Raw genomic sequence first — 24,645 nt, forward strand, 5'->3', positions numbered from 1 at the left:
CGCCGGGGCCGCCCACCGGTGGGTGGACGGCCCCGACGTGCGGGTCAGCGGTAGAACCGCAGGTAGTCGAACTCTGCGGTGACCGGCGGGTTGGCGCCGCCGTGGGCGACCAGCCCGATCCGGGGCGTGGTGTCGGCCGGGAAGGTCCACACCCCGCCCCAGGTCCAGTGCGCGCCGTCCCGGCTGGAGGCGGCCCGGAACTCGTGCTCCCCGGTGGCCGGGTCGACGTGGTGGGCCAACCGCAGCCAGGTGGTGGTGGCCGGGGTGCCGACGATGTTCCCGCCGTACACCGGCTGGCCGGCGAAGGGCAGCTCGTAGCCGTACTCGACCTGCCGGGTGTTCCAGATGGCCACCTGGGTCAGCCGGGCGAACCGGTCGTCGTCCACGTACGCGATCATGCCGGCCTGCTGGAAGTTGCGGACGGTCTCCTCGCCCAGGTCGAGGGTCACCTTCGTCTCCGCCACGTAGTCGCCGGTCGGGGCGTCCCGCAGCAGCACCCCGGCGGTGTTCCCGGTGCCGGTCAGGTCGCTGGACTCCACCGGCCAGCGCAGCGCCCCGTCGCGGACGGTGGCGTCCGGGTTCTGCCGGACCCACTGCCAGGCCGGGTCGAGCCCGTCGTCGAACTCGTCGGACCAGCCGGGAAGCAGCGGGCCGACCCGCGGCGGCGCCACCGGGTGCTTCGCCGGCCGGTACAGCCGGGTCGCGCTGACGTTGTCGAAGCCGGCCGGGCCGCCCGTGGCGAGCAGGGTCAGCGGGCCGGCCGTGGGGTGGGTCAGCCGCAGCGTGACCACGGCGAGTTGGTCACCGAGGCGGGCCGGGCTCAGCTCGGCGACGAGCTGCCGCCCGCGTACCTCGACGGCCAGGTTGTGCCGGTCGGCGAGGTCGATCCCGGCGGGCAGCGCGACGGAGGCGCTCGCCCCGCCGGCCTCGGCCGCCACGAGCCGGCCGCCGTCGACGCGGACGTCCACCCGGCCGAGCCGCAGGCCGGCCGAGGCCGCCCCGGTCAGCCGCAGGTCGGCCTCCGCGCGCACGTCCCCGCCCACGGAGGTACGGCTGGTCGCCGTGCCGGTGCCGGTCAGCGTGCCGTCGGTGACCCGCCAGGTGCCGCCGCCGGTCCGCCAACCGCCCAGGCCGGTGTCGGTGAACCGTTCGTCGAGCCGGGCGGTGGTCACCGGCGCGGGCCGGAACCCCTCGGAGGGGCCGGCGCCGGCGTTCACGGTCGGCCAGCCGCCGATCCAGTCCAGCCGGTCGATGAGCATCGGCCGCTCGTTGATCCCGAACGGCTCGTCGAGGTAGGGGTCGGCCCGGTCGATCGCGTGGTAGACGATCCAGTCCTGCCCCGACAGGTCGGTCAGGAAGCCGTTGTGGCCGGTGCCGATCCAGCGGTTGCCGTTCTGGGTGAGCACCGGGGTGCCGCCGGCCCGGGAGGCGTCCAGGCGCAGCCCGTCCCGGTCCACGAACGGGCCGCGCGGGCTGCGGGACCGTCCGACGTGGACGGAGTAGCCGGTGGCCGGGCCGGCGCAGCAGTTCGCGGTGGAGGCGAAGAGGTAGTACCAGCCGTCGTGCCGCAGCACGTAGCTGCCCTCGAACTTGTTGTCCACGGCCACCAGGTTCGGGGTGCCGACCGCGCGCAGCCCGTCGGCGGAGAGCTCGGTGACCGAGATGCCGCCGTAGTAGCTGCCGAAGTAGAGGTAGTTGCGGCCGTCGACGTCGGTGAACTGGCTCGGGTCGATGGTCCACAGGTAGCCGCCACCGCCACCGGGCCGGGGGGCGACCACGGGCGCGTCGGCGAAGGTCCACGGGCCGGTGGGGGTGGGCGCGGTGGCGGCCCCGATGGCGGTGTCGAAGGTGTCGGCGGAGACGTTCGTGTCGGTGACGGTCACGTACATCACCCAGTGGTCGCCGACCCGGCGCACGTCGGGTGCCCAGAAGGCCGCACCGGGGGCGGCCCAGGCGGGACGCTGGTCGGCGGCGAAGGCGTCGCCGACGTACGTCCAGTGGACCAGGTCGGCGGAGCGGGCGGTGGGGACGCGGTGGGCCTGCTTCTCGCCCTCGCGCAGCGGGTCGGAGGTGCCGTAGGCGTACCAGAGGCCGTCGTCGCCCCGGACGACGACGGGGTCGGCGAAGGTGTCGGCGAAGTCGGCGGTGATCGGGTTGCGGTAGTGGTCAGGGCCGGAGCCGGCGACGGCCGGCGCGGACGCCGTCGTGGCCAGCGCCAAGCCGAGTACGGCGGCGAGCACGCCGCCGCGGTGGAGTTGTCCCATCAGACCTGCCTCAGGTGGTGTCGACAGAGGTCACTGCGGTGCCCACCGTTCTACAACGTTGGATACAACGTTGTAAAGGGTGTGCCACCAGTCGGTCGGCACCGAACCGTTCCCGTGTCAGCATGGCACCATGACCACCACCGGTACGGACGGCCGCACGCTGGCCGGTGTCGCCGCCCTGCTGGCCGACGCCACCAGGGCCGGCTTCTGTCTGGCCCTGCTCGACGGCCGGGCCTGGACGGCGGGCGAACTGGCCCGCGCCGCCGGGGTGGCCCCGTCCACCGCGAGCGACCACCTCACCCGGCTGGTCCGGGGCGGGCTGCTGGTCGAGCAGCGGCAGGGTCGCCACCGCTACGTCCGCCTGGCCGGCCCCGCGGTGGCCCAGCTGATCGAGGACCTCGCCGGCCACGCCCCGCCCCGCCGGCCCCGCCCCGGACGTTGCGCGCCGCGTCGGCCGGCGCCGCCCTCGCGTACGCCCGCACCTGCTACGACCACCTGGCCGGGCGGCTCGGCGTGCTGCTGCACGACGCGCTGCTCGACCGGGGCGTGCTGGACCGGACCGGGGGCCTCGCGCTCACCCCGGCCGGACTGGACTGGCTGGCCGGCATCGGCGTGCCCGTCGAGCCGCTGCGCGCGGCGCGGCGACCGCTGGTCCGCGACTGTCTCGACTGGACCGAGCGCCGCCCGCACCTGGCCGGCGCGCTCGGGGCGGCGCTCTGCCGACGCTTCCTCGACCTCGGTTGGACGGCCCGGGGCGCCGGCCGGGCGGTCCGCCTGACCCCGGCCGGCCGGCCCGCCCTCGCCGCCGCGCTCCACCTCGACCCGGCCGCCCTGGCCCCGACCCCGCCCCGCGACACCGGCGCCGGCCGTGCCTGACCGTGCGCCGTGACACCGGCACCGACCGTGCCTGGCCGTCCCGCGCCGACCTCCGGTGACGGTTCGGCGGGGGCCGGAGGGTTGCGGACATAACGTCGGGTCATGAGTTGGCCCATGATCACCGCGCCCGCCCCGCCTCCTCGGGGCCGCCCGTCCGCGACGCGGACGGCGGCTGGTCGGTCACCCGGCACGCCGACGTGACCGCCGTGCTGACCGATCCCGACTGTGTGGTGCCGGCCGCGCCGGACGGCCCGCCGGGCACCCTGGCCTGGCTGCGCGGCACGGTCAGCCGGTTCAGCGCCCCGAACGCCACCCGGCCCGCCGGGCGCTCGGCGTCGCCGCGCTGGCCGCGCTCGACCCGGCCGAACTGCGCACCGCTGCCGCCCGGCTCGCCGTAATCGAGATCCGGGCCGCGCAGACCGAGGGCGGGCGTGCGGGGACCGGTCCGAGGTGGTGGCGCGGCGCGTACCCTGGTGGTGCTGGCGGAGCGGCTCGGCCTCGGCGATCCGGCGGCGGCCGTGCCGGCGGTGGTCGCGGTGGCCGCCGCCTACCATCCCGGCGCCGAGCCGGCGGCGGTGCGGCGCGCGGACCGGGCGGTGGCGGCGCTGCTGGCGATGTCGCCGCCGGCCCCGCCGGAGGTCGCCGGCAGCCGGCTCGGGCTGCTGGTGCAGACCTGCGAGGCGACCGCCGGGCTGATCCGCGCCGCCGCCCGGCACGGCCTCGCCGCCCCGGCGTCGGTACGCACCGAGGACCTGCTGGCCGAGGTGCTCCGCCTCGACCCGCCGGTACGCGTCACCCGCCGGGTCGCCACCGCCGCCCTGCGGCTCGGTGGCTGTGCCCTCGACCCGGGCAGCCGGCTGCTGCTCCGGTTCGACGCGGCCAACCGTGACCCGGCGGTCTTCGACGAGCCGGACCGGTTCCGGGCCGGCCGGCCGCAGCGCGTGCTGACCTTCGGCGCGGGCCCCGCGGCTGCCCCGGCGAGCGGCATGCGCTGGCCCTCGCCGCAGGCGTGGTCGACGTCCTGCGCCGGAACCCCCCGCCGCACCCCGCCCCGCGCAACCCGACCGAGGTGATCTCCCGATGAGCGACCGGTACGCCGCCTTCCACGCCCTGCACCACGCCGACCCACCGCTGCTGCTGCCGAACGCGTGGGACGCCGCCTCCGCCGCCGCGCTGGTCGGGCAGGGCTTCCCGGCGATCGGCACCACCAGCCTCGGGGTGGCCGCCGGCGCCGGCAAGCCCGACGGCGTGGCGGCCACCCGGGCGGAGAACCTGGCCCTGGCACACCGGCTCCGGCCGCTGCCGGTGCTGCTCACCGTCGACGTGGAGGGCGGGTTCGCCGACGAGCCGTCCGCCGTGGCGGAGTACGCCGCCGAGCTGGCCGCGCTCGGCGTGGTCGGGATCAACCTGGAGGACGGTCGACCCGACGGCACCCTGGAGCCGGTCGGCCGGACCGTCGAGAAGATCACCGCGGTCCGGGCGGCCGTGCCGGGGCTCTTCGTCAACGCCCGGACCGACGCCTGGTGGTTGGGGGTGCCCGGGGCGCCGACGGAGGCGGTTCGCCGGGTGCGGGCGTACCGGGCGGCCGGGGCGGACGGCGTCTTCGTCCCCGCCGCCCCGGACGACACCCTCGCCCTGCTGGTCGCCGAGGCCGGCGTCCCGCTGAACGTGCTGTACCGGCCGGGCGGGCCCGGACTGCACGAGTTGGGTCGGCTCGGGGTGGCCCGGGTCAGTACGGGGTCGCTGCTGTTCCGGGCCGCTCTCGGTGCGGCGCTCGACGTCACCGACGCGATCCGGGGCGGTCGCGCCGGTGGCCCGGCGGGGGTGCCGTCGTACGGGCGGGTGCAGGAGTGGAGCGGGTGGTTCGAGGACGCTGACTCCCGTTGAGGCCCCTTCGGGGGAGATAGGAGGATTGTTCGGAGATAAGCCACTCCTGGCGATTACGGTGTGTTTCAGGTTCAGTCACGCCGTGTCCTGCCCGGAGAGGGGACCGACCATGCGAGTGCCCAGTCGAAGCCCAGGCCAGCAGCCAGGGTCCGCGGTCGCGCCCGCCCGCCGCCGGCCCGGCGCCGGCACCCGGGCGGCCGAGGTCGACCTGACGGCGTACCGGGCGGCGGTGGCGGAGCTGCTGGTCGAGGTCGGTGCGCTGGCCGACGCGCCCGCCACCCGGGCCCGGCAGGTGCTGCTGGACCAGCGGCTGCGGGAACCGGCGATCGCCGCCGTGCTGGACGCCACCGGTCAGGGCGTCGTCGGCGCCCGGGAGACGCTGCTGCTGGAGATGGCCCGTTACCGGCCCAACTCGCGCAGCTCCGCCGCCGACCTGACCGCCCTGGTCAGGATCTACCTGCTCTCCCGCATCGACGTGATGTGGTGGCGCGACACCCCCACCTTCGCCACCGACGCGCAGGTCAACGGCAGCACCGACCTGGTCGACCTGGAGTGGCTGCGCCGCCGCGACCTGCTCGCCTTCCGCTACCTGGAACAGCCGTCCGGTCTGCTCGGGCGGGGCTGGCGCGCGCTGCGTCGTCGGGTCCTGCCGGACGCCACCCCGCGCACCGCCGGGCTGATGTTCCGCCGGGCCCGCCGCGAGGTCGTCGCCCTCCTCAACGACCTCGGCCGGGAGTTCGCCCTGGCCGCCCCGCCCGGCACGCCGCCGCTCTGGGTGACCAGCCTGGTCCGCAGCGCCGAGCACCAGTACCGGCTGCGCCGCCTCGGCTACGCCGCCATGGTGCCCAGCGGGCACTGCCTCGGCTGGGCGGCCGACGTGGAGATGGAGTGGTTCACCCGCTTCGGCGCCCGGGACACGCTGGCCCGGCTGCTGCTGCAGCGGCAGGAGACCGGCGAGATCAACGTGGTGGACGAGGGTCAGGCGTGGCACGTCTGCCTGGCGCCCGCCGCCCGGCGTCGGCTGCGGCGGTCGTACGAGGCCGAGATGGGGATCTGAACATGTGCGGCATCGCGCTGAGCATCGGCCCGGAGGCCGACCCGGCCACCTTCCGCCGGATGCTGGCCGTCCTCGCCCCGCGCGGCGAGGTGACCGAGACCCGGCAGGAGAACGGCCTGCTCGCCGGGGTGCGGCGGCTGCGGATCGTGGACCGGGACCGGGCCGTGCAGCCCTGGGTCTCGGCCGACGAGCGGCACCTGCTCTGCTACAACGGCGAGATCTTCAACCACCACGAGCTGCGCGTGGAGCTGACGCGGCTCGGGTACGCCTTCCGCACGACCGGCGACACCGAGGTGGTGCTGGCCGCGTACCTGGTCTGGGGTGAGGACGCGGTGCGCCGGCTGCGCGGCGAGTATGCCTTCGCCGTCGTCGAGCGGGCCACCGGGCGGGTCTACCTGGCCCGCGACCCGCTGGGCGTCAAGCCGCTCTACTGGTCCCGCAGCCGCGGCTGCCTGCACCTCGCCTCCGAGGTGAAGGCGCTGGTCGGGCACGGTGCGCCGATCAGCGAGGTGCCGCCCGGGCACCACGGCTGGGCCGAGCCCGACGGCCGGGTGCGGCTGCGTCCGCACGTCGACCTGCTCACCCTCGGCGTGGGACTGCCGGTGATCGACGACCCGGACGAGGCCGCCCTGCTCGTCCGCGCCGCGCTCACCGACAGCATCCGGATGCGGGTGGACACCGACCTGCCGGTGGGGGTGGTGCTCTCCGGCGGACTGGACAGCTCGCTGGCGCTGCTGCACGTGCACCAGCTGCACCCGAACTGCGTGGCGGTCACCGTCGGCGTGCCGGACAGCCCGGACGTGGCGTACGCGCGGCGGCTCGCCCGCGACCTGGGGGTGCCGCACGAGGTGGTGGAGCTGCGCCCGCGCGACGTCCGGCTGGCCGACGTCCGGGAGGCGATCCGGATCTCCGAGCTGACCGAGTACGGCGACATCATCAACGCGGTGGTGTCGGTGCCGATCTTCCGGCGACTGCGCGAACTGGGGGTCAAGGTCGTTCTCACCGGGGACGGCTCGGACGAACTCTTCGGCGGCTACCCGATGTATCACGAGGTCGGGCCCGAGCGGTCCCGCCGGCTCTTCCTCCACAAGATCCGCAACCTCTGTCGTACGGAGTTGCAGCGGGTGGACCGGGCCAGCATGGACCACGGCGTGGAGGCCCGGGTGCCGTTCCTCGACCTGAGCGTCGTGGAGCTGGCCATGCGGCTGCCGCTGGCGCTCAAGATGCGCGACGGGCAGGAGAAGTGGATCGTCCGGCGGGCCTTCGCCGACGTGCTGCCCGACTATGTCCGGCGGCGGCCGAAGAACCCGATGTCGTACTCCTCGGGGCTGCACGAACGGGCCCGGCTCTACAAGCCGCTCTTCGCCCGGATCCACCGCTCCTTCGGCTACGACCTGCTGGAACCGGTCCGCCGCGACTTCGACAGCGTGCTCACCCGCTGCGGCAACGACCTGGACCGGGCGATCGCCGACGGGCTGGCCCGCCCCGACTACACGATGCTGGAGCACGCCCGGGACCTCGTCGGCGCGGCCCGCTGGAACGCCGCCCCGGTGGTCCGCCGCCTGGTCGGCCCGCGGGCCCGCCGGCGTGCCCCGGCGCGCTGAGGGGTAGGCGTCGCCTCCACCGCTTGACTCTGACACCGTGTCAGGGGCGAGCGTGAGGGGGCCATGTTCACCATCGGAGAATTCGCCAGGCTCGGTCGGGTGTCGGTCCGGATGCTGCGGCACTACGACGGCATCGGGCTGCTGCGCCCGGCCGCCGTCGACCCGCACACCGGCTACCGGTACTACCGTGCCGACCAGCTGCGCCGGCTCAACCGGGTGATCGCCCTCAAGGAACTGGGGCTCACCCTGGAGCAGGTCCGGGACGTCGTCGACGACGCGGTCGACGTCGGCGAGCTGCGCGGCATGCTGCGGCTGCGCCACGCTCAGCTGGCGGCGCAGGTCGAGGCGGACACCGCCCGGCTGCGCGAGGTCGAGGCGAGACTCCGCATGATCGAGACGGAGGGTCGGATGACCACCGAGGACGTCGTACTCAAGGAGATCGCACCGGTCCGGATCGCGGAGCTGACGGCCCTGGCCGCCAGTTACGAGGCGCCGGCCATCAGCCCGGTGATCCAGCCGCTCTACCCGGAGCTGTTCCGCCGGCTGGCCGACGCCCACATCCCGCCCGCCGGGCCGACCATCGCCTGGTACGAGCCGGCGGGCGACGGGGAGGCGGTGGTGGTGCACGCCGGGGTGACCGTCGCCGCGGACCCGTCGGCGGCGCGCGACGTCGCCGTCGTCGACCTGCCGGCGGTGCCCACCGCGGCGACCGTCGTGCACCACGGGCCGATGGACGAGGTGGACCGGAGCATGCAGGTCCTCGCCCGGTGGATCGAGGACAACGGCTACCGCGCCGACGGCTACGCGCGCGAGGTCTACCTCGACTACTGCCAGGACGAGCCGGAGAAGGGCGTGACCGAACTCCAGATCCCGGTCTCCCGCCGCTGATCGCCGCCGGGCTGCTTGCCGAGGCGGCAGCCCGGCCGGCAGCGCCAGGTCCGATCGCCGCCAGCATCCGACCGCGCGACCGGCGAGGCTGGGCCGATGACCACCACACATCCCACGTACCGGATCGGTCCGTTGCCCGCCGACGTGCTGGCCGAGGTGCGGCGCACCGGCCACGACGTCGCCGGCCAGCCCGTCGAACGGACGACCGCCGAGGGCGGGGAGCCGCTGCGCTGCTGCCTGCGGGACGCCGCGCCGGGCGAGCCGCTGCTGCTCTTCGGGTACGCCCCACCGCTGGCGGCCGGGCCGTACCGGGAGGTCGGGCCGATCTTCGCGCACGACGCCGACTGTCCCGGCCCGGACCGCACGGACCGCTACCCGTCCGGTTGGCGGGGACGGCCGCAGGTGCTGCGGGCGTACGACCGGCGGGGCCGCATCCACGGCGGCCGACTGCACGACGGCACCGACCCCGAGGCGGTCGTCGCCGACCTCTTCGCGGACCCGGCCGTCTGCCGGCTGCACAGCCGCAACGTGGTGCACGGCTGCTTCATGTTCACCGTCGAGCGGACCACCGGCTGAACCGCACCCGGCGGCGGCGAGGAACGGCAGGCGTACGCGCCGACGGGCCGGGACCGTTCACCGCCGACGCGCACCTGCTCGGCCGCCGACCCTCGAAACGAGTGCGCTCCGGTCCCCGGTGGGGATCGGAGCGCGACGTCGTTCGGGTCAGGTGGTGCCGGCCGGGGGCGGGTTGGGCGGGGTGCTCTCCGTGGTCGGCGGCGGGTCCGGCGGGGTGCTCTGCGTGGTCGGGACCGGGTCCGGCGGGGTGCTCTGGGTGGTCGGCACCGGGTCGGCGGGCTTCGTCGTCGACGGGCTGCTCGACGGCGCCGGGTCGGCCGTCGCGCTCGGCGCGGGGCTCGGCGTCGCGGAGCCCGACGCGGAGGGACGGCGCCCGGGATGTTCGGCCGGTAGGTGCGGCCCTGCTGGTCGGTCGGGGCCGCCTCGGTCGCGGCCGGCTGGTCGTCGGGCTCGCCGCTGGGCGGGACCGTGGCCTTGGTGGTCTCGACGGTGGTCGCCGGGAGGTCGGCCGCACCGGTGGTGGCGAGCGCAGCGCCGAGCCCGGCCAACGCCACCAGCACCGCGGCGAGCGCGCCGACCAGGGTGCCGCGGCGGCCCCGCCGGCCGGCTGGCGCGATCGTGGCCGGCGACGCGACGGCCAGGTCGTCACGGGTGGTGCCCGCCGCGGCGCCGCCGTTCGGGCGGCGCAGCGTCATCGGCACCATCGCCGTCGGCGACTCGAAGCCGGCGGCCCGCGCCGCCTCCGCCATCGCGGCGCCGGTGGCGAAGCGGTCGGCCGGGTCCTTGGCGAGGGCGCGGGCGACCAGTGCGCGGACCGGCTCGGGGATGTCCTGCGGCAGCTCCGGCGGCTCGTCGTCGAGGTGTCGCACGGCGACCTGGAGCGGGTTGTCGCCGGTGAAGGGCGGGCCGCCGGTGAGGCAGCAGTAGGCCACCGCGCCGAGGGCGTAGATGTCGGTCGCGCCGGAGACCGGGCGACCGGCGGCCTGCTCGGGGGCCATGTAGAGGGCGGTGCCGGGGACCGCGTTGGCGCTGGTGATGCTCGTCACGTTGACCGACCGGGCCACCCCGAAGTCGACCAGCACCACCGTGCCGTCCTCCTGCACCAGCAGGTTGCTGGGCTTGACGTCCCGGTGGACGATGCCGCGGGCGTGCGCCGCGTGCAGGGCCTGGGCCACCTGCGCCACGATCGACATGGTCTCGGCGACGTCGAGCTGGCCGGCGTCCTCGATCCGTCGGGACAGCGGTTCGCCCTCGACGAACTCCATCACCAGATAGTCGGCGCGGCTGCCGTCCGGCAGCTCGTCCTGGCCGCTGTCGAAGACCTGGACGATGCCCGGGTTCCGCAGGGACGCCATGATGCGGGCCTCGGCGCGGAACCGGGCGATGAAGTCGGGGTCGGACACCAGCGCCGGAAGCAGGACCTTCACCGCCACCTGGCGGCCGAGGACCTGGTCCGTGGCACGCCAGACGTCGCCCATGCCGCCGGTGGCGACACGTTCGTCCAGGCGGTACCGACCGCTGAGGAGGACCTCCGATGACAACACCCCAATACCGTACCCAGTGCGGCGGCGAAGTATTTCCGGCGATCTCCCTCCTCGCGGGCGGCGGTCGGTTCCGTTCGACCCGGCCGAACGGCCACCCGACCCGGGAGGGACGGCTCACCGTGACGGCCCGGGTACTATCTGCGAGGCGTGAGCGCGGAAGCCCCCGTCGATCCGCTCCTGGCGACCGCCGGCCCCAAGCGTCGGAGGGCCGGAAAGCGTTACGCCGACGCGCCGTCCACCCGGTTGGACATTTGTCACTCTTCATCGCCCGGACGTCGGCTTGCCCACCCACCGGCCCACTCCTAGCGTTAGCCCGGCTCCGGCCCAGCCCATGGCGCCGGTACGGTATGTCCGCCGACGGCCGTACTTCGTGGCAGGTGACGTGCTGCCCGAGCGCCCCGGCGTCGGGCGGAATCGGGTCAGCGGGGGGCTGATGGTGCGGGTCGAGGTCGTGCACGCCGGCCCTGCCGTGGGTCGGCCCGGGCAACCAGGACGGCGGGAACGGCGGGTCCATGACCGGTGAGCTGAGCGAGGCGGTGGTCGCGGCGCAGGCCGGCGACGAGGAGGCGTTCCGTTTCCTCTACCGGAGCCTGCAGCCCGGCCTGCTGCGCTATCTCACCGCCCTGGTCGGGGCGGACGCCGAGGACGTCGCCTCGGAGACCTGGTTGCAGATCTCCCGTGACCTGCCCAGCTTCACCGGCGGGGAGTTCCGGGCCTGGACGGTGACGATCGCCCGGAACCGGGCGATGGACCACCTGCGGCGGCAACGCCGCCGCCCGTCCCTCCCGGTCCCCGTCCAGGCCCTCAACGAGCTGGCCGGCGACGCGGACACCGCCGAGCGGGCCGGCGAGACGATCGGCACCGAGGCGGCGCTCGCGCTGATCGCCACGCTGCCGCCGCGCGAGGCCGAGGCGGTGCTGCTGCGCGCGGTCATCGGACTCGACGCGGAGACCGCCGGTCGGGTGCTCGGCAAGCGGCCCGGAGCGGTGCGGACCGCCGCGCACCGGGGCCTGCGTCGGCTCGCCGCGATGCTGGAACGTACCGACCTCGGTGAACCGTCCGGCCGGGCCGGGGAGGCCGCGCCGCCGCGCCCCGTGCCGGCCGGGGCCGGTCGGCGCTGCACACCGAGCCGGCGGACGGCTGAGATGAGGGAACCTGGATGAGATTTCGCCGGTCCGCCGGGTCCGCCGAGTCCGAGCGCCGCCTGGCCGGGATCCGTGCCGGCCGACCGCCGGCGCGGGACGCCGAACCGCTCGACCGGCTGCTCGCCGCCGCCGCTGCCCCGGCCGCCCCGAGGAGCTCTCCGGGGAGGAGCAGGCCCTCGCCGCCTTCCGGGCGGCCCGGGCGAACCCCGCGCCGGCGCCGGCCCGGTCACCCCGCCGACGAGGGGTACGCCTCGGCGCGGTGGCCTGGGTCGCCGGGCTCGCCGCCACCACCACCGCCGGCATCGCCTTCGCCGCGGTGAGCCTCGACCGGCCGGAGGAGCCGGCTCGCCCGCCGTCGGCGCCGACGACCTCGGCCGGCGCCGGCTCCGGCGTCGACGGGTCACCGTCGGGCAGCCGGGGCGGCACCCCCACCACGGGTGCTCCCACCCCCTCCGCGGCGCCCACCCCGACCGGCGCGACGCCCGGCCGACCGGAGAAGACGGCCGACGTCCACCGGCTCACCGGGCGGTGCCGGGCCTACCAGGCGAAGTCGTCCGGGCAGCGGGCCAAGGCACTGGAGACACCGGCCTTCGCCGACCTGGTGGCCGCCGCCGGCGGCGTGGACCAGGTCGAGGCGTACTGCGGACGGCTGGTGCCGGCGGCCTCGCCCAAGGCATCCCCCAAGGCATCCCCCAAGGCCTCGACCGCGCCCCGGACCACCCGATCGGCGGGCCCGCCGGCCGTGCCGGACCCCGTCGTCCCGACCCACCGGACCGGCACCGGGCCGGTGGGCTGAGGTCGGATCCGGACAAAGTTTCAAATGTGACGACGCGCGGATTTCATCTGCTAGACAGAGGATGGTGAGACCGCGGACGCGCCGGCCGCACACGGTGGGTGACGGCGCGGATGGCCCAGCGGTGGGACTCCGCGCGGGGGAAGGGAGCCGTCTGGTGGTGATGTCGCCGGAACTGGACCGGGCCACCGTCCTGCGGGAGGAGGCCGCCGCCGCGGGGCACATCGCCAGGATCTGCTTCAAGACCGGCCCACCGACGCACACGGGCGTCGAGCTGGAATGGACCGTGCACGACGCGACGGACCCCGCCCGCCCGGTCGACCGGGAGCGGCTGCGGGCCGCGCTGGGGGCGTACAGCCCCCGCACCATCGACAGCACCAGCCCCGCCCGCCGGCTGCGGCACGGCGGCGTGGTCACCGTCGAGCCGGGCGGACAGGTGGAGATCTCCACCCCGCCACGCACCGGCGTCGGTGCCCTGATCCAAGCCACCCGGGCCGACATCGCCGAGCTGAGCGCCACCCTCTCGACAGCCGGCCTGATCCTCGGCCGGACCGGCATCGACCCGTGGCGGGCCCCGGCCCCGGTCGTCCAGACCCCGCGCTACCAGGCCATGCGGTGCGTCTTCGACCGACGGGGTCCGGCCGGCCGGACCATGATGTACAGCACCGCCGGCCTCCAGGTCTGCCTGGATGCCGGTGAGCCGGACCGACTCGCCGAGCGTTGGGCGGCGGTGCACGCGGTCGGACCGCCGCTGCTCGCCGCGTTCGCCACCGCCGACCGGCACGCCGGCCGCCGTACCGGATGGGCGTCGGCACGGATGGCGGCCTGGCTGGCCATCGACCCCGCCCGCACCCGGCCGGTCTGGTCGCCGACCTGCCCGGACGCGGACCCGGTCGCCGCCTGGACGGCGTACGTGCTGGCCGCGCCGCTGCTCTGCCTGCGCGACGACGGCCCGGACTGGACCCCGCCACCGGGTGTCACCTTCGCCGACTGGATCGCCGGTGCGCTGCCCCGGCCACCCACCACCGACGACCTCGAATACCACGTCAGCACGCTCTTCCCGCCCGTGCGTCCGCGCGGGTACCTCGAGGTCCGCTACCTGGACACCCAGCCGGACGACGGGTGGACGCTGCCGCTGGCGGTGCTGGCCGCGCTGCTCGCCGGTCCGGAAACCACGAGGGACGCGCTGACCGTCGCCACCCCGGTCGCCGACCGCTGGCACGCGGCCGCCCGGTACGGCCTCGGCGACCGGCCACTGGCCTCGGCGGCGGCCGACCTGTTCGACCTGGCCCTGGCGGCCCTGCCGCGGCTGGCGCTGCCGCCCGGCATCGACGAGGAGACGAGCCGAGGAATCCGGCGGCGCCGTGCCGCCGCGGGAAGGGGACAGCCGTGACCACCATCGAGGAGCCCGGTACGGAGGCGCAGCTGCGCGACCGGATCGCGGCGGAACTGGCCCGGACCCGGGCCCGGACGGCGCTGCTCACCGAGGCCGTCGACGACACCGACCTGGTGCGGCAGCACTCGCCGCTGATGTCCCCGCTGGTCTGGGACCTCGCCCACGTGGGCAACCAGGAGGAGCTGTGGCTGGTCCGGGACGTCGGCGGGCGGGACCCGGTCCGCCGGGACATCGACGACCTGTACGACGCGTTCAAGCAGCCCCGCAAGGACCGGCCGTCGTTGCCGCTGCTGCCGCCGGCCGAGGCGCGCGCCTATGTGGCGACCGTCCGGGACAAGGTGTACGACCTGCTGGACGGCATCCGGTTCGCCGACCGTGACCTGGTGGCCGAGGGGTTCGCGTTCGGCATGATCGTGCAGCACGAGCAGCAGCACGACGAGACCATGCTCGCCACCCACCAGCTGCGCTCCGGCGCACCCGTGCTGCACGCGCCAGCGCCGCCCGAGCCGCGGGGCCGGGTCGCCGCCGAGGTGCTGGTGCCGGCGGGCCGGTTCACCATGGGCACCTCCACCGACCCGTGGGCGCTGGACAACGAGCGTCCCGCGCACCCCGTCGACCTGCCCGCGTACGTCATCGACGCCGCGCCGGTGACCAACGGCGCGTACCGGCGGTTCATCGCCGAGGGCGGTTACGACGAGCCGCGCTGGTGGAGCGAGGCGGGGTGGCGGCACCGCCTCGACGCGGGACTGACCGCGCCGATGCACTGGCGCCGCGACGGCGACGGCTGGGCGTACCAGCGGTTCGGCCGGTGGTCCCCGGTCCGCGACGACGAGCCGGTGGTGCACGTCTGCTTCCACGAGGCGCGGGCGTACGCGGCCTGGGCCGGCAAGCGGCTGCCCACCGAGGCGGAGTGGGAGAAGGCGGCCCGCTGGGACCCGGCGACCGGCCGGTCCCGCCGCTGGCCGTGGGGGGACGACGAGCCGACCGAGGCACACGCCAACCTGGGCCAGCGGCACCTGTGGCCGGCGCCGGTCGGGGCGTACCCGGCGGGGGCCTCGCCGCTCGGCGTGCACCAGCTGATCGGGGACGTCTGGGAGTGGACGTCGACGACCTTCCGCGGTCACCCGGGCTTCGCCGCCTTCCCCTACCGGGAATACTCCGAGGTCTTCTTCGGCGACGACTACCGGGTGCTGCGCGGCGGCTCGTTCGGCACCGACCGGGCCGCCTGCCGGGGCACGTTCCGCAACTGGGACTACCCGATCCGCCGGCAGATCTTCAGCGGCTTCCGCTGCGCCCGGGACGCCACCGCCGAGGAGATCCGGGCGGGGCGAGCCGCCTGATGTGTCGGCACCTGGCGTACCTCGGCCCGCCGGTCGGGCTGCGGACCCTGCTCTACGACCCGCCGTACGCGCTGGCGCGGCAGTCCTGGGCGCCGCGCGACATGCGCGGCGGCGGCACGATCAACGCCGACGGCTTCGGCGTCGGCTGGTATCCCGGCGCCGACGCCGACCCGGTCCGCTACCGGCGGGCGCAGCCGATGTGGGGCGACGCCACCCTGCCCCAACTGGCCGCGGTGACGGTGGCGGGCGCGGTGCTGGCGGCGGTCCGCTCGGCGACCGTCGGCATGCCGGTGCAGGAGAGCGCGGTGGCCCCGTTCGCCGAGGGGCGGTGGCTGTTCAGCCACAACGGGGTGGTCCGGGGCTGGCCCGACTCGGTGCTGCCGCTCGCCGCCGACCTGCCGGTCCGGGACCTGATCACGCTCGACGCGCCGACCGACGCGGCGCTGCTCTGGGCGCTGGTGCGGCACCGGCTGCGGGCCGGGGAGGACCCCGTCGAGGCCCTCGCCGCGACCGTCGCTTCGGTGGCGGCGGTCGCACCCGGTTCGCGGCTGAACCTGCTGCTCACCGACGGGCGGCTGGCGGTGGCGACGGTCGCCGGGCACGCGCTGTCGGTCCGGGCCACGGGCGCGGCCGTGCTGCTCGCCTCGGAACCGCTCGACGACGACCCCGGCTGGCAGGCGGTGCCGGACGGGCAGCTGGTGGTGGCCACCGCCGCCGGGGTGCGTACCCGCACCCTGCCGGGGGTGTGACACCGGGCAGGTGGACAGGGATGGTCGGCTGGAGAAGGGACACCTCATGAGCGCGGAACCTCTGGAGATCTACCTGGAGGAGCAGGACCTCGACCGCGGCCTGCGGGAGGACGTACGGGTCGGGTTGACCGCCGAGCCGAAGTGGCTGCCACCGAAGTGGTTCTACGACGCCCGGGGCAGCGAGCTGTTCGAGGAGATCACCCGGCTGCCGGAGTACTACCCGACCCGCGCCGAGCGGGCGGTGCTCGCCGAACGGGCCGACCGGATCGCCGAGCTGACCGGGGTGAAGACGCTGATCGAGCTGGGGTCCGGCTCGTCGGAGAAGACCCGGCTGCTGCTGGACGCCTTCACCCGGCGCGGCGGGCTGGGCACCTTCGTGCCGCTGGACGTGTCGGTCAGCGCGCTGCGCCGGTCCACCGACCAGATCGCCGCCGACTATCCCGGCCTGCGGGTCCGCGGCATCGTCGGCGACTTCACCCGGCAGCTCGACCGGCTGCCCACCGGCGGCCGGCGCCTGGTGGTCTTCCTCGGTGGCACGATCGGCAACCTGCCACCGGCGGAGCGGGCGGGTTTCCTCGCCGCCATGCGGGCGGCGCTCGAGGCGGGGGACTGGCTGCTGATCGGCACCGACCTGGTGAAGGACCCGGCGGTGACCGTCCCGGCGTACGACGACGCGGCCGGGGTGACCGCCGAGTTCAACCGGAACGTGCTGCGGGTGATCAACCGGGAGCTGGGCGCGGACTTCGATCCGGAGTCCTTCCGGCACGTGGCGGTCTGGGACCCGCAGCACGAGTGGATCGAGATGCGGCTGCGCGCCGAGCGGCCCATGCGGGTACGGGTGCTGGACCTGAGCGTCGACTTCGCCGCCGGGGAGGAGCTGCGGACCGAGATCTCGGCGAAGTTCCGGCCCGAGGGGATCGCCGCCGAGCTGGCCGCCGCCGGGTTCGTCAGCGAGGAGTTCTGGACCGATCCCGACGGCCTGTTCGGCGTGACGCTGGCGCGGGCCGACTGAGCCGCCGGGGGCCGTCGCGGGTGAGCCTGTTCACCCGCGGCGGTCCCGCCCCCGGCGGTCGACTAGGCTGGGCGGCGCGAAGGGGAGTAGCCCCCAATGTCGTGGTCGACACACTGGTGCGTTCCGCACCCGGCCACGCGGCCCCGGTCCCCGGGGCGGGCGAGACCTTCGACTCAGGCTGTCACAGCCGGGTCGAGGGCGCCCCATACCTCCTCCCGGCCTGATCGGGAAGGTTCTCATGGACGGTTTCCTCGTCGCGCTGGTGATCAGCTTCGGCGTCATCTTCGTCGCCGAGCTGGGCGACAAGTCCCAGCTGATGGCGCTGACGTTCGCCACGCGGTTCAAGCCCGTACCGGTGCTGATCGGCATCACCGTGGCCACCGCGATCGTGCACCTGGCCTCGGTGGGCATCGGCTACGGCCTCGGTGCCACCCTGCCCACCGGCTGGATCTCGCTGATCGCCGGTCTGGCGTTCCTCGCCTTCGGCGCCTGGACCCTGCGCGGGGACAAGCTCACCGAGGAGGAGAAGCGCAAGGCCGAGAAGACCGGCAAGTCGGCGATCGTCGCGGTCGGCGTCGCGTTCTTCCTCGCCGAGCTGGGCGACAAGACGATGCTCGCCACCATCACCCTGGCCACCAAGTACGGCTGGTTCGGCACCTGGCTCGGTTCGACGCTCGGCATGGTCGCCGCCGACGCCCTGGCGATCCTGGTCGGCCGGCTGCTCGGCCGGCACCTGCCGGAGAAGACGATCCGTTACGGCGCCGCCGTGCTCTTCGCCATCTGCGGCCTGTGGCTGATCTTCGAGGCGGTCGACCAGCTCGGCTGAGCCGGGCTGCGGACTACCGTCGCCCGGGACGGGTAACGCCCCCGGGTGCGGTGGTCGGAAGTGCTTCGCCACGGCGACCAGATCCTGGTCGCCGTGGTGGAGATCGCCGGCGCACTGATCATCTTCGTCGGTGCGGTCTGGGCGGCGCTGCGCTTCGTGGTGGTGGGACTGCGGCAGCGCAGCGCCGCGCTGTTCACCCCGATCCGGCTCTCCCTCGGCCGGTTCCTCACCCTCGGACTGGAGTTCCAGCTCGCCGCGGACATCCTGCGTACCGCGGTGTCGCCGACCTTCGCCCAGATCGGGCAGCTGGCCGCGATCGCCACCATCCGGACCGCGCTGAACTACTTCCTCCGTCGGGAGATCGCCCAGGAGCAGCGGCAGGTCCAGGGCGAGCGTCAGGTGGAGACCGCGCACCGGTCGTCGCGGTGACCGCCGCGCTGGTGGACCTGACCACCGCGCTGGCGTTCGTCGCCGGCCTGACCGCCCTGGCGACCACCGGCGCCTGGCGCGCTGCGTTGCGGGTATTGCTGGACCTGCTGGTCGCCGCCGGGCTGCTGCACCTCTCGCTGGCCCGGAGCTGGTCGGCGCTGGGTGCGGCGGCGGCCGTGGTGGCGCTGCGGCAGGTCCTCTGGGCCGCGGTGGCCGCCGGACCGCCCGGGCCGGTGCGAAGATCCCCGCCGCGCTGCGGAGGAGACGATCACCGCTTAGCGTGGGCGACGAGAGGCGAACCAGACCACGACCGGAGGACATGCCCATGAGCAGGCACGACGAGCCCAACGAGTACGGCTTCGCCGGTGGCGCCACCGCTCCCGAGCCGCCGCCGGGCGGGCGCGCCGACGAGCAGGACCGCGCCGAGGAGGTCGCGGTGCCGGGCGACGATTTCACCGAGCCGTTCGCCGACGCGCTGGAGGAGACGTCGGAGACCGACGAGGAGCCGGCCGACCGGCGGCGGTGAGCAGGTCACGGTTCCGCTCACCGGACCCGCGAGGTGGCGGCGTCCGCAGGCTCCGGATACCGCCACCTGAGCGACCCGCCTCGATCACCATGGTCGGTCAGCGCTCCTGCGCCGGCCGTTCCTGGTAGACGTCCGGGATGCCGTCGCCGTCGTCGTCGCGGCTCTCCCGCTCGGCGATCCGCCGGTAGACCGCGTTGCGCCGGCGCAGGACCATCGTGGCGAGGACGGCGGCGGCCACCGAGCCGAGCAGCACCGCCGCCTTGACCCGCTCGTCGGCCGTGCTGCCCGGGCCGAACGCCAGCTCGCCGATGAGCAGCGACACGGTGAAGCCGATGCCGGCCAGCAGCGCCACCCCGAACAGGTCGGACCAGCCGATCTCCTCGTCCAGTTCGGCGCGGGTGAACCGGGCCAGCAGGTACGTCGACCCGAATACCCCGACGGTCTTGCCGAGCACCAGGCCGGCCACCACCGCGAGCACCACCGGGTCGGTGAACACCTCGCCCAAATCGGTGCCGACCAGCGTCACGCCGGCGGCGAAGAAGGCGAAGACGGGCACCGCGAAGCCGGCCGACAGGGGGCGCCACCGGTGCTCCAGCCGTTCCGCCAGGCCCGGCCCGCCGCCCCGCGACGGCAGTACCGGCACGGTGAAGCCGAGCAGCACCCCGGCCACGGTGGCGTGCACCCCGGACGCGTGCACCAGCGCCCACGCGGCGACGCCGAGCGGGACCAGCGCCCACGACCAGAGGAGTCGCCGCTGCACCAGCAGGGCGAACAGCCCGATCGGCACGAGGGCGGCGAGCAGCGGCAGCGGGTGGAACTCGGCGGTGTAGAAGACCGCGATGATGGTGATCGCGAAGAGGTCGTCCACCACCGCGAGGGTGAGCAGGAACGCCCGCAACCCGGCCGGCAGATGCGAGCCGACCACCGCCAGCACGGCCAGGGCGAAGGCGATGTCGGTGGCGGTGGGGATGGCCCAGCCGCGCAGCCCGGTACCGCCGGCCGCCGTGGTCACCGCGAGGTAGCACAGCGCCGGCACCAGCATGCCGCCCAGCGCGGCCACCACCGGTAGCGCCGCCCGGCGGGGGTCGCGCAGGTCCCCGGCGACGAACTCGCGTTTGAGCTCCAGCCCGACCACGAAGAAGAAGATCGCCAGTAGGCCGTCGGCGGCCCAGGTGGCCAGGCTGAGGTCGAGGTGCAGCGCGGCCCCGCCGGGCCACGGCACCCAGCGGCCCAGTTCGGCGTACGACGACCGCCACGGCGAGTTGGCCCAGAGCAGGGCCAGCACCGCCCCGAGCAGCAGCAGGCCACCGCCCACCGTCTCGGTACGCAGCACATCGGCGAGGAACCGCGCCTCCGGCCAGGACCGGCGGGAGAACAACCGGTCGGCGGGGCGACGCTGGTCGGGGTTCGGGGTGTGCAGGGGCATGCGCGTAGGTCACCTCTGAGTCGGAGCACGGGGGAGCCAACCGCCGACCAGACTTCCCGGCACACCGCTTCCGACCCTATCCGCCCACCCGTCCAGGGGCGACCGGTGACGGGACGGGTCGAGGTGACCCGTCCCACCTCCGGTCCGGCTCAGCGGGGGAGGGGCACGGCGGTGAGCGGGGCGCCGACCTCCGTGCAGAGTGCCGCCAGCCGCTTGACGAGCTCGTCCGGGTCGGCGTACGGGTCGAGCCCGCGTACCTCCTGCGGGTCCAGCGCCGGCACCCGGACGTGCGACACGAGCGGGTGCAGGGGTCGACTGTCGGTCTCGTCGGTGCCGAAGAGGTCCTCGTGCAGCTTCTCGCCGGGGCGCAGGCCGGTGAAGACGATCTCGGCGGGGACGGCCGCCTCCGCGGCGAGCCGGCGAGCGATGTCGGCGATCCGGACCGGCTCACCCATGTCGAGGACCAGCGCCTCGCCGCCTCGGCCGATCGTGGCGGCCTGGAGGACCAGCTGCACCGCCTCCTGCACGGTCATGAAGTACCGGGTGACGTCGGGGTGCGTGACGGTGATCGGCACGCCGGCCTCGATCTGCGCCCGGAACGCGGTCAGCACCGACCCCCGGCTGCTGAGCACGTTGCCGAACCGGACGCTGAGGTACGCCCCACCGAGCTGCGCGGCGTGCTGGGCGGTGAGCCGCTCGGTGATCCGCTTCGAGTAGCCGAGCACGCTGATCGGGTTGGCGGCCTTGTCGGTGGAGATGTTGACGAACTGGGTCACGTCCCCGCATGCCTCGAGGACGTTGAGGGTCCCCCAGACGTTGGACTTGATCGCCTCGCCGGGGTGCCGCTGGAGCAGGGTCAGGTGCTTGAGCGCGGCGGCGTGGAAGACGACGTCCGGCTGCCGGTCGGCGATGATCCGGGCGATCCCCTGCGCGTCGCGGATGTCGGCCAGGATCAGGTCCGGTCCGTCCAGCAGCGCCCGACCGTGCAGGGACATCTGCAACGCGTGCAGCGCCGACTCGTCCCGGTCCAGCATCATCAGCTCGCCCGGCTCGCACCGCGCGATCTGCCGGCACAGCTCCGAACCGATGGAACCCCCGGCCCCGGTGACCAGCACCCGGCGGCCGGCCAGCCCGTTGCACTCCATGGCCAGCTCGGCGACCCGCTGCGCCCGCCCGAGCAGGTCGGTGATCTGCATGTCCCGTACGTCGGTCACGGTGACCGGCCGGTCCAGCAGGTCGCGTACCGGTGGGAGCACCTTGAAGGCGGCGCCGGCCCGCAGCGTACGGGCGCGCACGTCCCGCATCAGCTCGGCGTCCGAGCCGCTCATCGAGAAGATCACCGTGCTGGCCCGGCTGCGCCGGATCGCCTCGTCGATCTGGTCCCGACCGCCGAGCACCCGCACCCCCTCGACCCGGAGCCTGCGGTGCAGCGGGTCGTCGTCGAGCAGGCCCACCGGCAGGTAGCGGCCCGCAGGATCCCGGAGCAGGGCCCGGACCAGTCGTTCGCTGGCCGCGTCGACGCCGTACACGAGGGTCCGCTCGGCGGTGGCGACCGGCCGGTGGTGCCGGTCCCGCCGCAGCCGCCAGACGGCGCGGGCGGCGCCCATCAGGACCAGGGCGACCGCCGCGCCGACCGCCGGCGTGCTGGCCGGCACGGGGCGGGCGGACATCGGCACGAGGGTGACCAGGGCGGCGAGGGTGACCAGGCCGGCGCTGCCGGCCACCTCGTGGAGTTCGCCGGCGCTGCCCACCGCGTGCCGCCCGTGCATCCGGGAGCGCAGCACGAAGATCGCGGCGTGCAGGGCCGCGCAGACGAGCGCGACGGCGACGACGCGCCCGGCGAGGGCGGCGTCGAGGTCGAATTCGTAGCGCGTCCACGCCGCGATGAGAAATCCGCCGCACCACGCGGCGCTGTCCAGCGTTAACAGAGACAGGACGGCCGCCCGGCGGGCGATCCAGCCGCGGAGCGGTCCGACGGCGGTGACAGTGCGGTCCATGGTTGCCCTCTGCATCTGATCCGGTATTGGGGTGATTGACGCCGTATGAACGGTTTTGATGGTCTACATTCGTTGGGTCGCCTAGCGCGACCAATGAACGGTTTAGATCCTGGCACGTCGTTTGTTCCAATAGGGGGATTTCGTGCGGTTTGACTGGTTGGCCGACCTGGCGGAACGGGGGATGTGATGGATGCTCGTGGTTACCTGCGCCTGATCCGTCGGCACTGGTGGATCGTCCTGGTCACCCTCATGGCGGCACTCGGTGCGGCGGCGGTCGTCACCGTGCGGACGCCGCCCCGGTACGTCGCCTCGGTGACCTTCTTCGTGACCACTCCCAGCCAGGGGGTCTCCACCGCCTACCAGGGCGGCTTCTTCGTCCAGCAGCGGGTGAAGTCCTACGCGGACCTGCTCACCAGCGACCGGCTGGCGCAGAGCGTGGTGGCCGAGAACCCGCTCGGCCTCACCGCCGACCAGGTGCAGAGCCGGCTCAGCACCTCCACCCAGCCGGAGACCGTCCTGCTGCGCGCCACCTTCACCGACACCGACCAGAACCGTGCGCTGAAGACCGTCGAGACGCTCTCGGCGAAGTTCGTGGACCTCGTGCAGAAGGTCGAGACCCCGCCGGACCAGAAGTCCCCGCTGGTCAAGTTGGAGGTGGTCGGCGGGCCCCGGGTGACCTCCAGCCCGGTGTCGCCGCAGCCGACCCGGAACCTGCTCGTCGGTGGCCTGCTCGGTCTGCTGCTCGGCCTGGGTCTGGCGGTGCTGCGCGGGCTGATCGACGACCGGATGCGGGACGCCGCCGCCCTGCAACGGGCGACTGGCAGTCCGTTGCTCGGAGAGATCCCCTTCGAGGCCGCGGCCCGGTCCGCCCCGCTCATCGTCGGCGAGGCGGCCAACTCGGCCCGGGCCGAGGCGGTCCGCAAGCTCCGGACCAACCTGCGGTTCGTGGACGTGCACGAGCCGGCGCGGGTCATCGCCGTCACCAGCGCCCTGCAGGGCGAGGGCAAGACGACGCTGTCGTGCAACGTGGCCATCGCGCTGGCCGAGGCGGGCTGGCGGGTGCTGCTCATCGACGCGGACCTGCGACAACCCAAGGTCGCCCACTACCTGGGCCTCGACAGCGGTGTCGGCCTCACCGACGTGCTCCTCGGCGACGTCCAGGTGGGCGACGTCGTCCAGCGCTGGGGCGACAAGTCCCTGCTGGTGCTCCCCAGCGGTGCCGCGCCGCCCAACCCGAGTGAACTGCTCGGTTCCAAGGCCATGGCCGACCTGCTGATCGCCCTGCGGGAATCCGCGGACATCGTGATCATCGACACCGCGCCGATGCTGGCGGTGACCGACGGGGTGGTGGTGGCCGTGCAGGCCGACGGCGCGCTGCTGGTCACCCAGCAGGGCCGGACGTCGCGCAGCCAGGTGGCCACGGCGGCGGCAGCACTGCACTCGGTCTCGGTACGGCTGCTCGGCTGTGTGCTGAACATGGCCAAGGTGCCGAAGGCGGACGCCTACCAGTACGAGAGCTACCGGGTCACGGTGCCGGCCGCGCCGGCCGCCGTACCGGCGGACCGGGCCCGCGCGGCCCGCCACGGCGCCGGGTCGGAGACCGACGACCGGACCCGGGAACTCAGCCGGCTGCCGCGATGAGCGCGACCACGGCGGCGATCGACCGCTCGATCTCCTCGGCGCAGCGCCGGAAGTCCGCCGGCGAGCCGCCGATCGGGTCGAGCAGGTCGTCCGCCTCTGGGGCGGCGGGCTGCAGCCGTCCCCGGGCCTGGCTCGCCGCCCCGACCACGGCCCGCAGCACCGCGCCGCCGTGGTCGGTCGGGGCGTCCGCCGCCCGGACCAGCCGACCGAACTGCCGCACGGTGAACGTCCGGTGCAGCGCGGCCGGGGCCAGCGACGTGCAGTGCGACCGCTGCCGCCGGGTCGCGGTGAGCACCAGGGTCGCGGCGGTCAGGTGTTCCGGACGCAACCGGCGGGTGCGGAAGCCGGTCGGGTCGGCGCCGGTCCCGGCCGCCACCTCGGCCGCGTACGGGTGCATCGGCCGGTCGTCGAGGGCGTCGGTGCCGGCGCTGGCCACGGTGACCGGATGCGCGGCGAGGAGCCGGCGGGCGATGAACTCGGCCATCGGCGACCGGCACATGTTGGCGTGGCACACGAACAGCACCCTGTCGTCCATCACGACCCCTCTCGTCGGCGCGGTCGCGGGCGGGACGCCCGCGACGGCAGCGCTCCGGCGGTCGCGGCCGGACGCGGAGGGGATGCCGGCATCGTACGGGGCGCTCACGGCCGGGTCGGCGGATGCCGCGCCGG

22 protein-coding genes and 2 pseudogenes are annotated in these 24,645 nt (G+C 74.8%); 19 read left to right on the forward strand and 5 right to left on the reverse strand.

Annotation, left to right across the window (positions count from 1 at the left end; all coding sequences use genetic code 11):
- Window positions 1-44: 44 nt before the first annotated feature.
- Window positions 45-2,264: a family 43 glycosylhydrolase gene (locus tag MRQ36_RS26360; protein ID WP_242799419.1), complete on the reverse strand. Its 2,220-nt coding sequence runs from the start codon at window positions 2,262-2,264 to the stop codon at window positions 45-47.
- Window positions 2,265-2,394: 130 nt separating this feature from the next.
- On the opposite strand from MRQ36_RS26360, the pseudogene MRQ36_RS34735 reads away from it, so the two are divergent.
- From MRQ36_RS34735 to MRQ36_RS26405, 8 genes and pseudogenes are all read left to right on the forward strand, one after another.
- A pseudogene (locus MRQ36_RS34735) lies at window positions 2,395-3,140 on the forward strand (ArsR/SmtB family transcription factor).
- Between the two features lie 107 nt (window positions 3,141-3,247).
- Window positions 3,248-3,538, forward strand: a complete 291-nt coding sequence (locus MRQ36_RS26375; protein ID WP_242799420.1) for a cytochrome P450 — start codon at window positions 3,248-3,250, stop codon at window positions 3,536-3,538.
- 33 nt (window positions 3,539-3,571) lie between these two features.
- Window positions 3,572-4,213 (forward strand): cytochrome P450, encoded by a 642-nt coding sequence (locus MRQ36_RS26380; RefSeq protein WP_242799421.1) that lies wholly within the window; start codon window positions 3,572-3,574, stop codon window positions 4,211-4,213.
- Window positions 4,214-4,220: 7 nt separating this feature from the next.
- Window positions 4,221-5,027 carry an isocitrate lyase/phosphoenolpyruvate mutase family protein gene (locus MRQ36_RS26385; protein WP_242799422.1) on the forward strand — a complete coding sequence of 269 codons (807 nt, stop codon included), beginning with the start codon at window positions 4,221-4,223 and terminating at the stop codon, window positions 5,025-5,027.
- 109 nt (window positions 5,028-5,136) lie between these two features.
- The gene (locus tag MRQ36_RS26390) at window positions 5,137-6,084 is read left to right on the forward strand and encodes a hypothetical protein (protein WP_242799423.1); all 948 of its coding nucleotides are present in this window, start codon (window positions 5,137-5,139) and stop codon (window positions 6,082-6,084) included.
- Between the two features lie 2 nt (window positions 6,085-6,086).
- Window positions 6,087-7,688 (forward strand): asparagine synthetase B, encoded by a 1,602-nt coding sequence (locus MRQ36_RS26395; RefSeq protein WP_242799424.1) that lies wholly within the window; start codon window positions 6,087-6,089, stop codon window positions 7,686-7,688.
- Between the two features lie 63 nt (window positions 7,689-7,751).
- Window positions 7,752-8,576 (forward strand): MerR family transcriptional regulator, encoded by an 825-nt coding sequence (locus MRQ36_RS26400; protein WP_242799425.1) that lies wholly within the window; start codon window positions 7,752-7,754, stop codon window positions 8,574-8,576.
- Between the two features lie 96 nt (window positions 8,577-8,672).
- Window positions 8,673-9,152, forward strand: a complete 480-nt coding sequence (locus MRQ36_RS26405; protein ID WP_242799426.1) for a DUF1203 domain-containing protein — start codon at window positions 8,673-8,675, stop codon at window positions 9,150-9,152.
- Between the two features lie 147 nt (window positions 9,153-9,299).
- Here MRQ36_RS26405 and MRQ36_RS34740 read toward each other — a convergent pair.
- A pseudogene (locus MRQ36_RS34740) lies at window positions 9,300-10,696 on the reverse strand (protein kinase).
- A gap of 512 nt (window positions 10,697-11,208) precedes the next feature.
- Here MRQ36_RS34740 and MRQ36_RS26415 point away from each other — a divergent pair.
- The 10 genes from MRQ36_RS26415 (at window position 11,209) to MRQ36_RS26460 (ending at window position 18,912) form a co-directional block, all read left to right on the forward strand.
- Window positions 11,209-11,859: an RNA polymerase sigma factor gene (locus MRQ36_RS26415; protein WP_242799427.1), complete on the forward strand. Its 651-nt coding sequence runs from the start codon at window positions 11,209-11,211 to the stop codon at window positions 11,857-11,859.
- A 241-nt stretch (window positions 11,860-12,100) separates the two neighbouring features.
- Window positions 12,101-12,637, forward strand: a complete 537-nt coding sequence (locus MRQ36_RS26420) for a hypothetical protein (RefSeq protein WP_242799428.1) — start codon at window positions 12,101-12,103, stop codon at window positions 12,635-12,637.
- Window positions 12,638-12,791: 154 nt separating this feature from the next.
- The gene (gene egtA, locus MRQ36_RS26425; protein WP_242799429.1) at window positions 12,792-14,027 is read left to right on the forward strand and encodes an ergothioneine biosynthesis glutamate--cysteine ligase EgtA; all 1,236 of its coding nucleotides are present in this window, start codon (window positions 12,792-12,794) and stop codon (window positions 14,025-14,027) included.
- On the forward strand, window positions 14,024-15,370 hold the full coding sequence (gene egtB / locus MRQ36_RS26430; RefSeq protein WP_242799430.1) for an ergothioneine biosynthesis protein EgtB: 1,347 nt from the start codon (window positions 14,024-14,026) through the stop codon (window positions 15,368-15,370). Before egtA ends, egtB begins: the two co-directional genes overlap by 4 nt.
- On the forward strand, window positions 15,370-16,119 hold the full coding sequence (gene egtC / locus MRQ36_RS26435) for an ergothioneine biosynthesis protein EgtC (RefSeq protein ID WP_242799431.1): 750 nt from the start codon (window positions 15,370-15,372) through the stop codon (window positions 16,117-16,119). The genes egtB and egtC overlap by 1 nt, the downstream gene beginning before the upstream one ends.
- Window positions 16,120-16,165: 46 nt before the next feature.
- Entirely contained in the window at window positions 16,166-17,131 is a 966-nt protein-coding gene (gene egtD, locus MRQ36_RS26440) for an L-histidine N(alpha)-methyltransferase (protein WP_242799432.1), read from the forward strand.
- A gap of 238 nt (window positions 17,132-17,369) precedes the next feature.
- A complete protein-coding gene (locus MRQ36_RS26445; protein ID WP_242799433.1) occupies window positions 17,370-17,957 on the forward strand; it encodes a TMEM165/GDT1 family protein in 588 nt (195 codons plus the stop codon).
- A gap of 60 nt (window positions 17,958-18,017) precedes the next feature.
- Window positions 18,018-18,386, forward strand: a complete 369-nt coding sequence (locus tag MRQ36_RS26450; protein ID WP_242799434.1) for a DUF1622 domain-containing protein — start codon at window positions 18,018-18,020, stop codon at window positions 18,384-18,386.
- A complete protein-coding gene (locus MRQ36_RS26455; protein ID WP_242799435.1) occupies window positions 18,383-18,715 on the forward strand; it encodes a hypothetical protein in 333 nt (110 codons plus the stop codon). Before MRQ36_RS26450 ends, MRQ36_RS26455 begins: the two co-directional genes overlap by 4 nt.
- Window positions 18,712-18,912 carry a hypothetical protein gene (locus MRQ36_RS26460; RefSeq protein ID WP_242799436.1) on the forward strand — a complete coding sequence of 67 codons (201 nt, stop codon included), beginning with the start codon at window positions 18,712-18,714 and terminating at the stop codon, window positions 18,910-18,912. The genes MRQ36_RS26455 and MRQ36_RS26460 overlap by 4 nt, the downstream gene beginning before the upstream one ends.
- Before the next feature lie 97 nt (window positions 18,913-19,009).
- Here the strand turns inward: MRQ36_RS26460 and nhaA are convergent, their stop codons facing one another.
- Both nhaA and MRQ36_RS26470 read right to left on the reverse strand, forming a co-directional pair.
- Entirely contained in the window at window positions 19,010-20,338 is a 1,329-nt protein-coding gene (gene nhaA / locus MRQ36_RS26465) for a Na+/H+ antiporter NhaA (protein WP_242799437.1), read from the reverse strand.
- A 149-nt stretch (window positions 20,339-20,487) separates the two neighbouring features.
- Entirely contained in the window at window positions 20,488-22,335 is a 1,848-nt protein-coding gene (locus MRQ36_RS26470) for a nucleoside-diphosphate sugar epimerase/dehydratase (RefSeq protein WP_242799438.1), read from the reverse strand.
- Between the two features lie 186 nt (window positions 22,336-22,521).
- Between MRQ36_RS26470 and MRQ36_RS26475 the strand changes: the two genes are divergently transcribed.
- On the forward strand, window positions 22,522-23,976 hold the full coding sequence (locus MRQ36_RS26475) for a polysaccharide biosynthesis tyrosine autokinase (protein WP_242799439.1): 1,455 nt from the start codon (window positions 22,522-22,524) through the stop codon (window positions 23,974-23,976).
- On the opposite strand, the gene MRQ36_RS26480 is transcribed toward MRQ36_RS26475, so the two are convergent.
- Window positions 23,957-24,511 carry a low molecular weight phosphatase family protein gene (locus tag MRQ36_RS26480; protein WP_242799440.1) on the reverse strand — a complete coding sequence of 185 codons (555 nt, stop codon included), beginning with the start codon at window positions 24,509-24,511 and terminating at the stop codon, window positions 23,957-23,959. The genes MRQ36_RS26475 and MRQ36_RS26480 overlap by 20 nt on opposite strands.
- Window positions 24,512-24,645 lie beyond the last annotated feature (134 nt).

Source organism: Micromonospora sp. R77 (genome assembly GCF_022747945.1).
GTDB lineage: Bacteria > Actinomycetota > Actinomycetes > Mycobacteriales > Micromonosporaceae > Micromonospora.

Coding starts and splice junctions, on each gene's coding strand:
- MRQ36_RS26360 (WP_242799419.1), bottom strand. CDS start 2,264: ATGGGACAACTCCACCGCGGCGGCGTGCTCGCCGCCGTACTCGGCTTG.
- MRQ36_RS26385 (WP_242799422.1), top strand. CDS start 4,221: ATGAGCGACCGGTACGCCGCCTTCCACGCCCTGCACCACGCCGACCCA.
- MRQ36_RS26390 (WP_242799423.1), top strand. CDS start 5,137: ATGCGAGTGCCCAGTCGAAGCCCAGGCCAGCAGCCAGGGTCCGCGGTC.
- MRQ36_RS26395 (WP_242799424.1), top strand. CDS start 6,087: ATGTGCGGCATCGCGCTGAGCATCGGCCCGGAGGCCGACCCGGCCACC.
- MRQ36_RS26400 (WP_242799425.1), top strand. CDS start 7,752: ATGTTCACCATCGGAGAATTCGCCAGGCTCGGTCGGGTGTCGGTCCGG.
- MRQ36_RS26405 (WP_242799426.1), top strand. CDS start 8,673: ATGACCACCACACATCCCACGTACCGGATCGGTCCGTTGCCCGCCGAC.
- MRQ36_RS26415 (WP_242799427.1), top strand. CDS start 11,209: ATGACCGGTGAGCTGAGCGAGGCGGTGGTCGCGGCGCAGGCCGGCGAC.
- egtC (WP_242799431.1), top strand. CDS start 15,370: ATGTGTCGGCACCTGGCGTACCTCGGCCCGCCGGTCGGGCTGCGGACC.
- egtD (WP_242799432.1), top strand. CDS start 16,166: ATGAGCGCGGAACCTCTGGAGATCTACCTGGAGGAGCAGGACCTCGAC.
- MRQ36_RS26445 (WP_242799433.1), top strand. CDS start 17,370: ATGGACGGTTTCCTCGTCGCGCTGGTGATCAGCTTCGGCGTCATCTTC.
- MRQ36_RS26460 (WP_242799436.1), top strand. CDS start 18,712: ATGAGCAGGCACGACGAGCCCAACGAGTACGGCTTCGCCGGTGGCGCC.
- nhaA (WP_242799437.1), bottom strand. CDS start 20,338: ATGCCCCTGCACACCCCGAACCCCGACCAGCGTCGCCCCGCCGACCGG.
- MRQ36_RS26470 (WP_242799438.1), bottom strand. CDS start 22,335: ATGGACCGCACTGTCACCGCCGTCGGACCGCTCCGCGGCTGGATCGCC.
- MRQ36_RS26475 (WP_242799439.1), top strand. CDS start 22,522: ATGGATGCTCGTGGTTACCTGCGCCTGATCCGTCGGCACTGGTGGATC.
- MRQ36_RS26480 (WP_242799440.1), bottom strand. CDS start 24,511: ATGGACGACAGGGTGCTGTTCGTGTGCCACGCCAACATGTGCCGGTCG.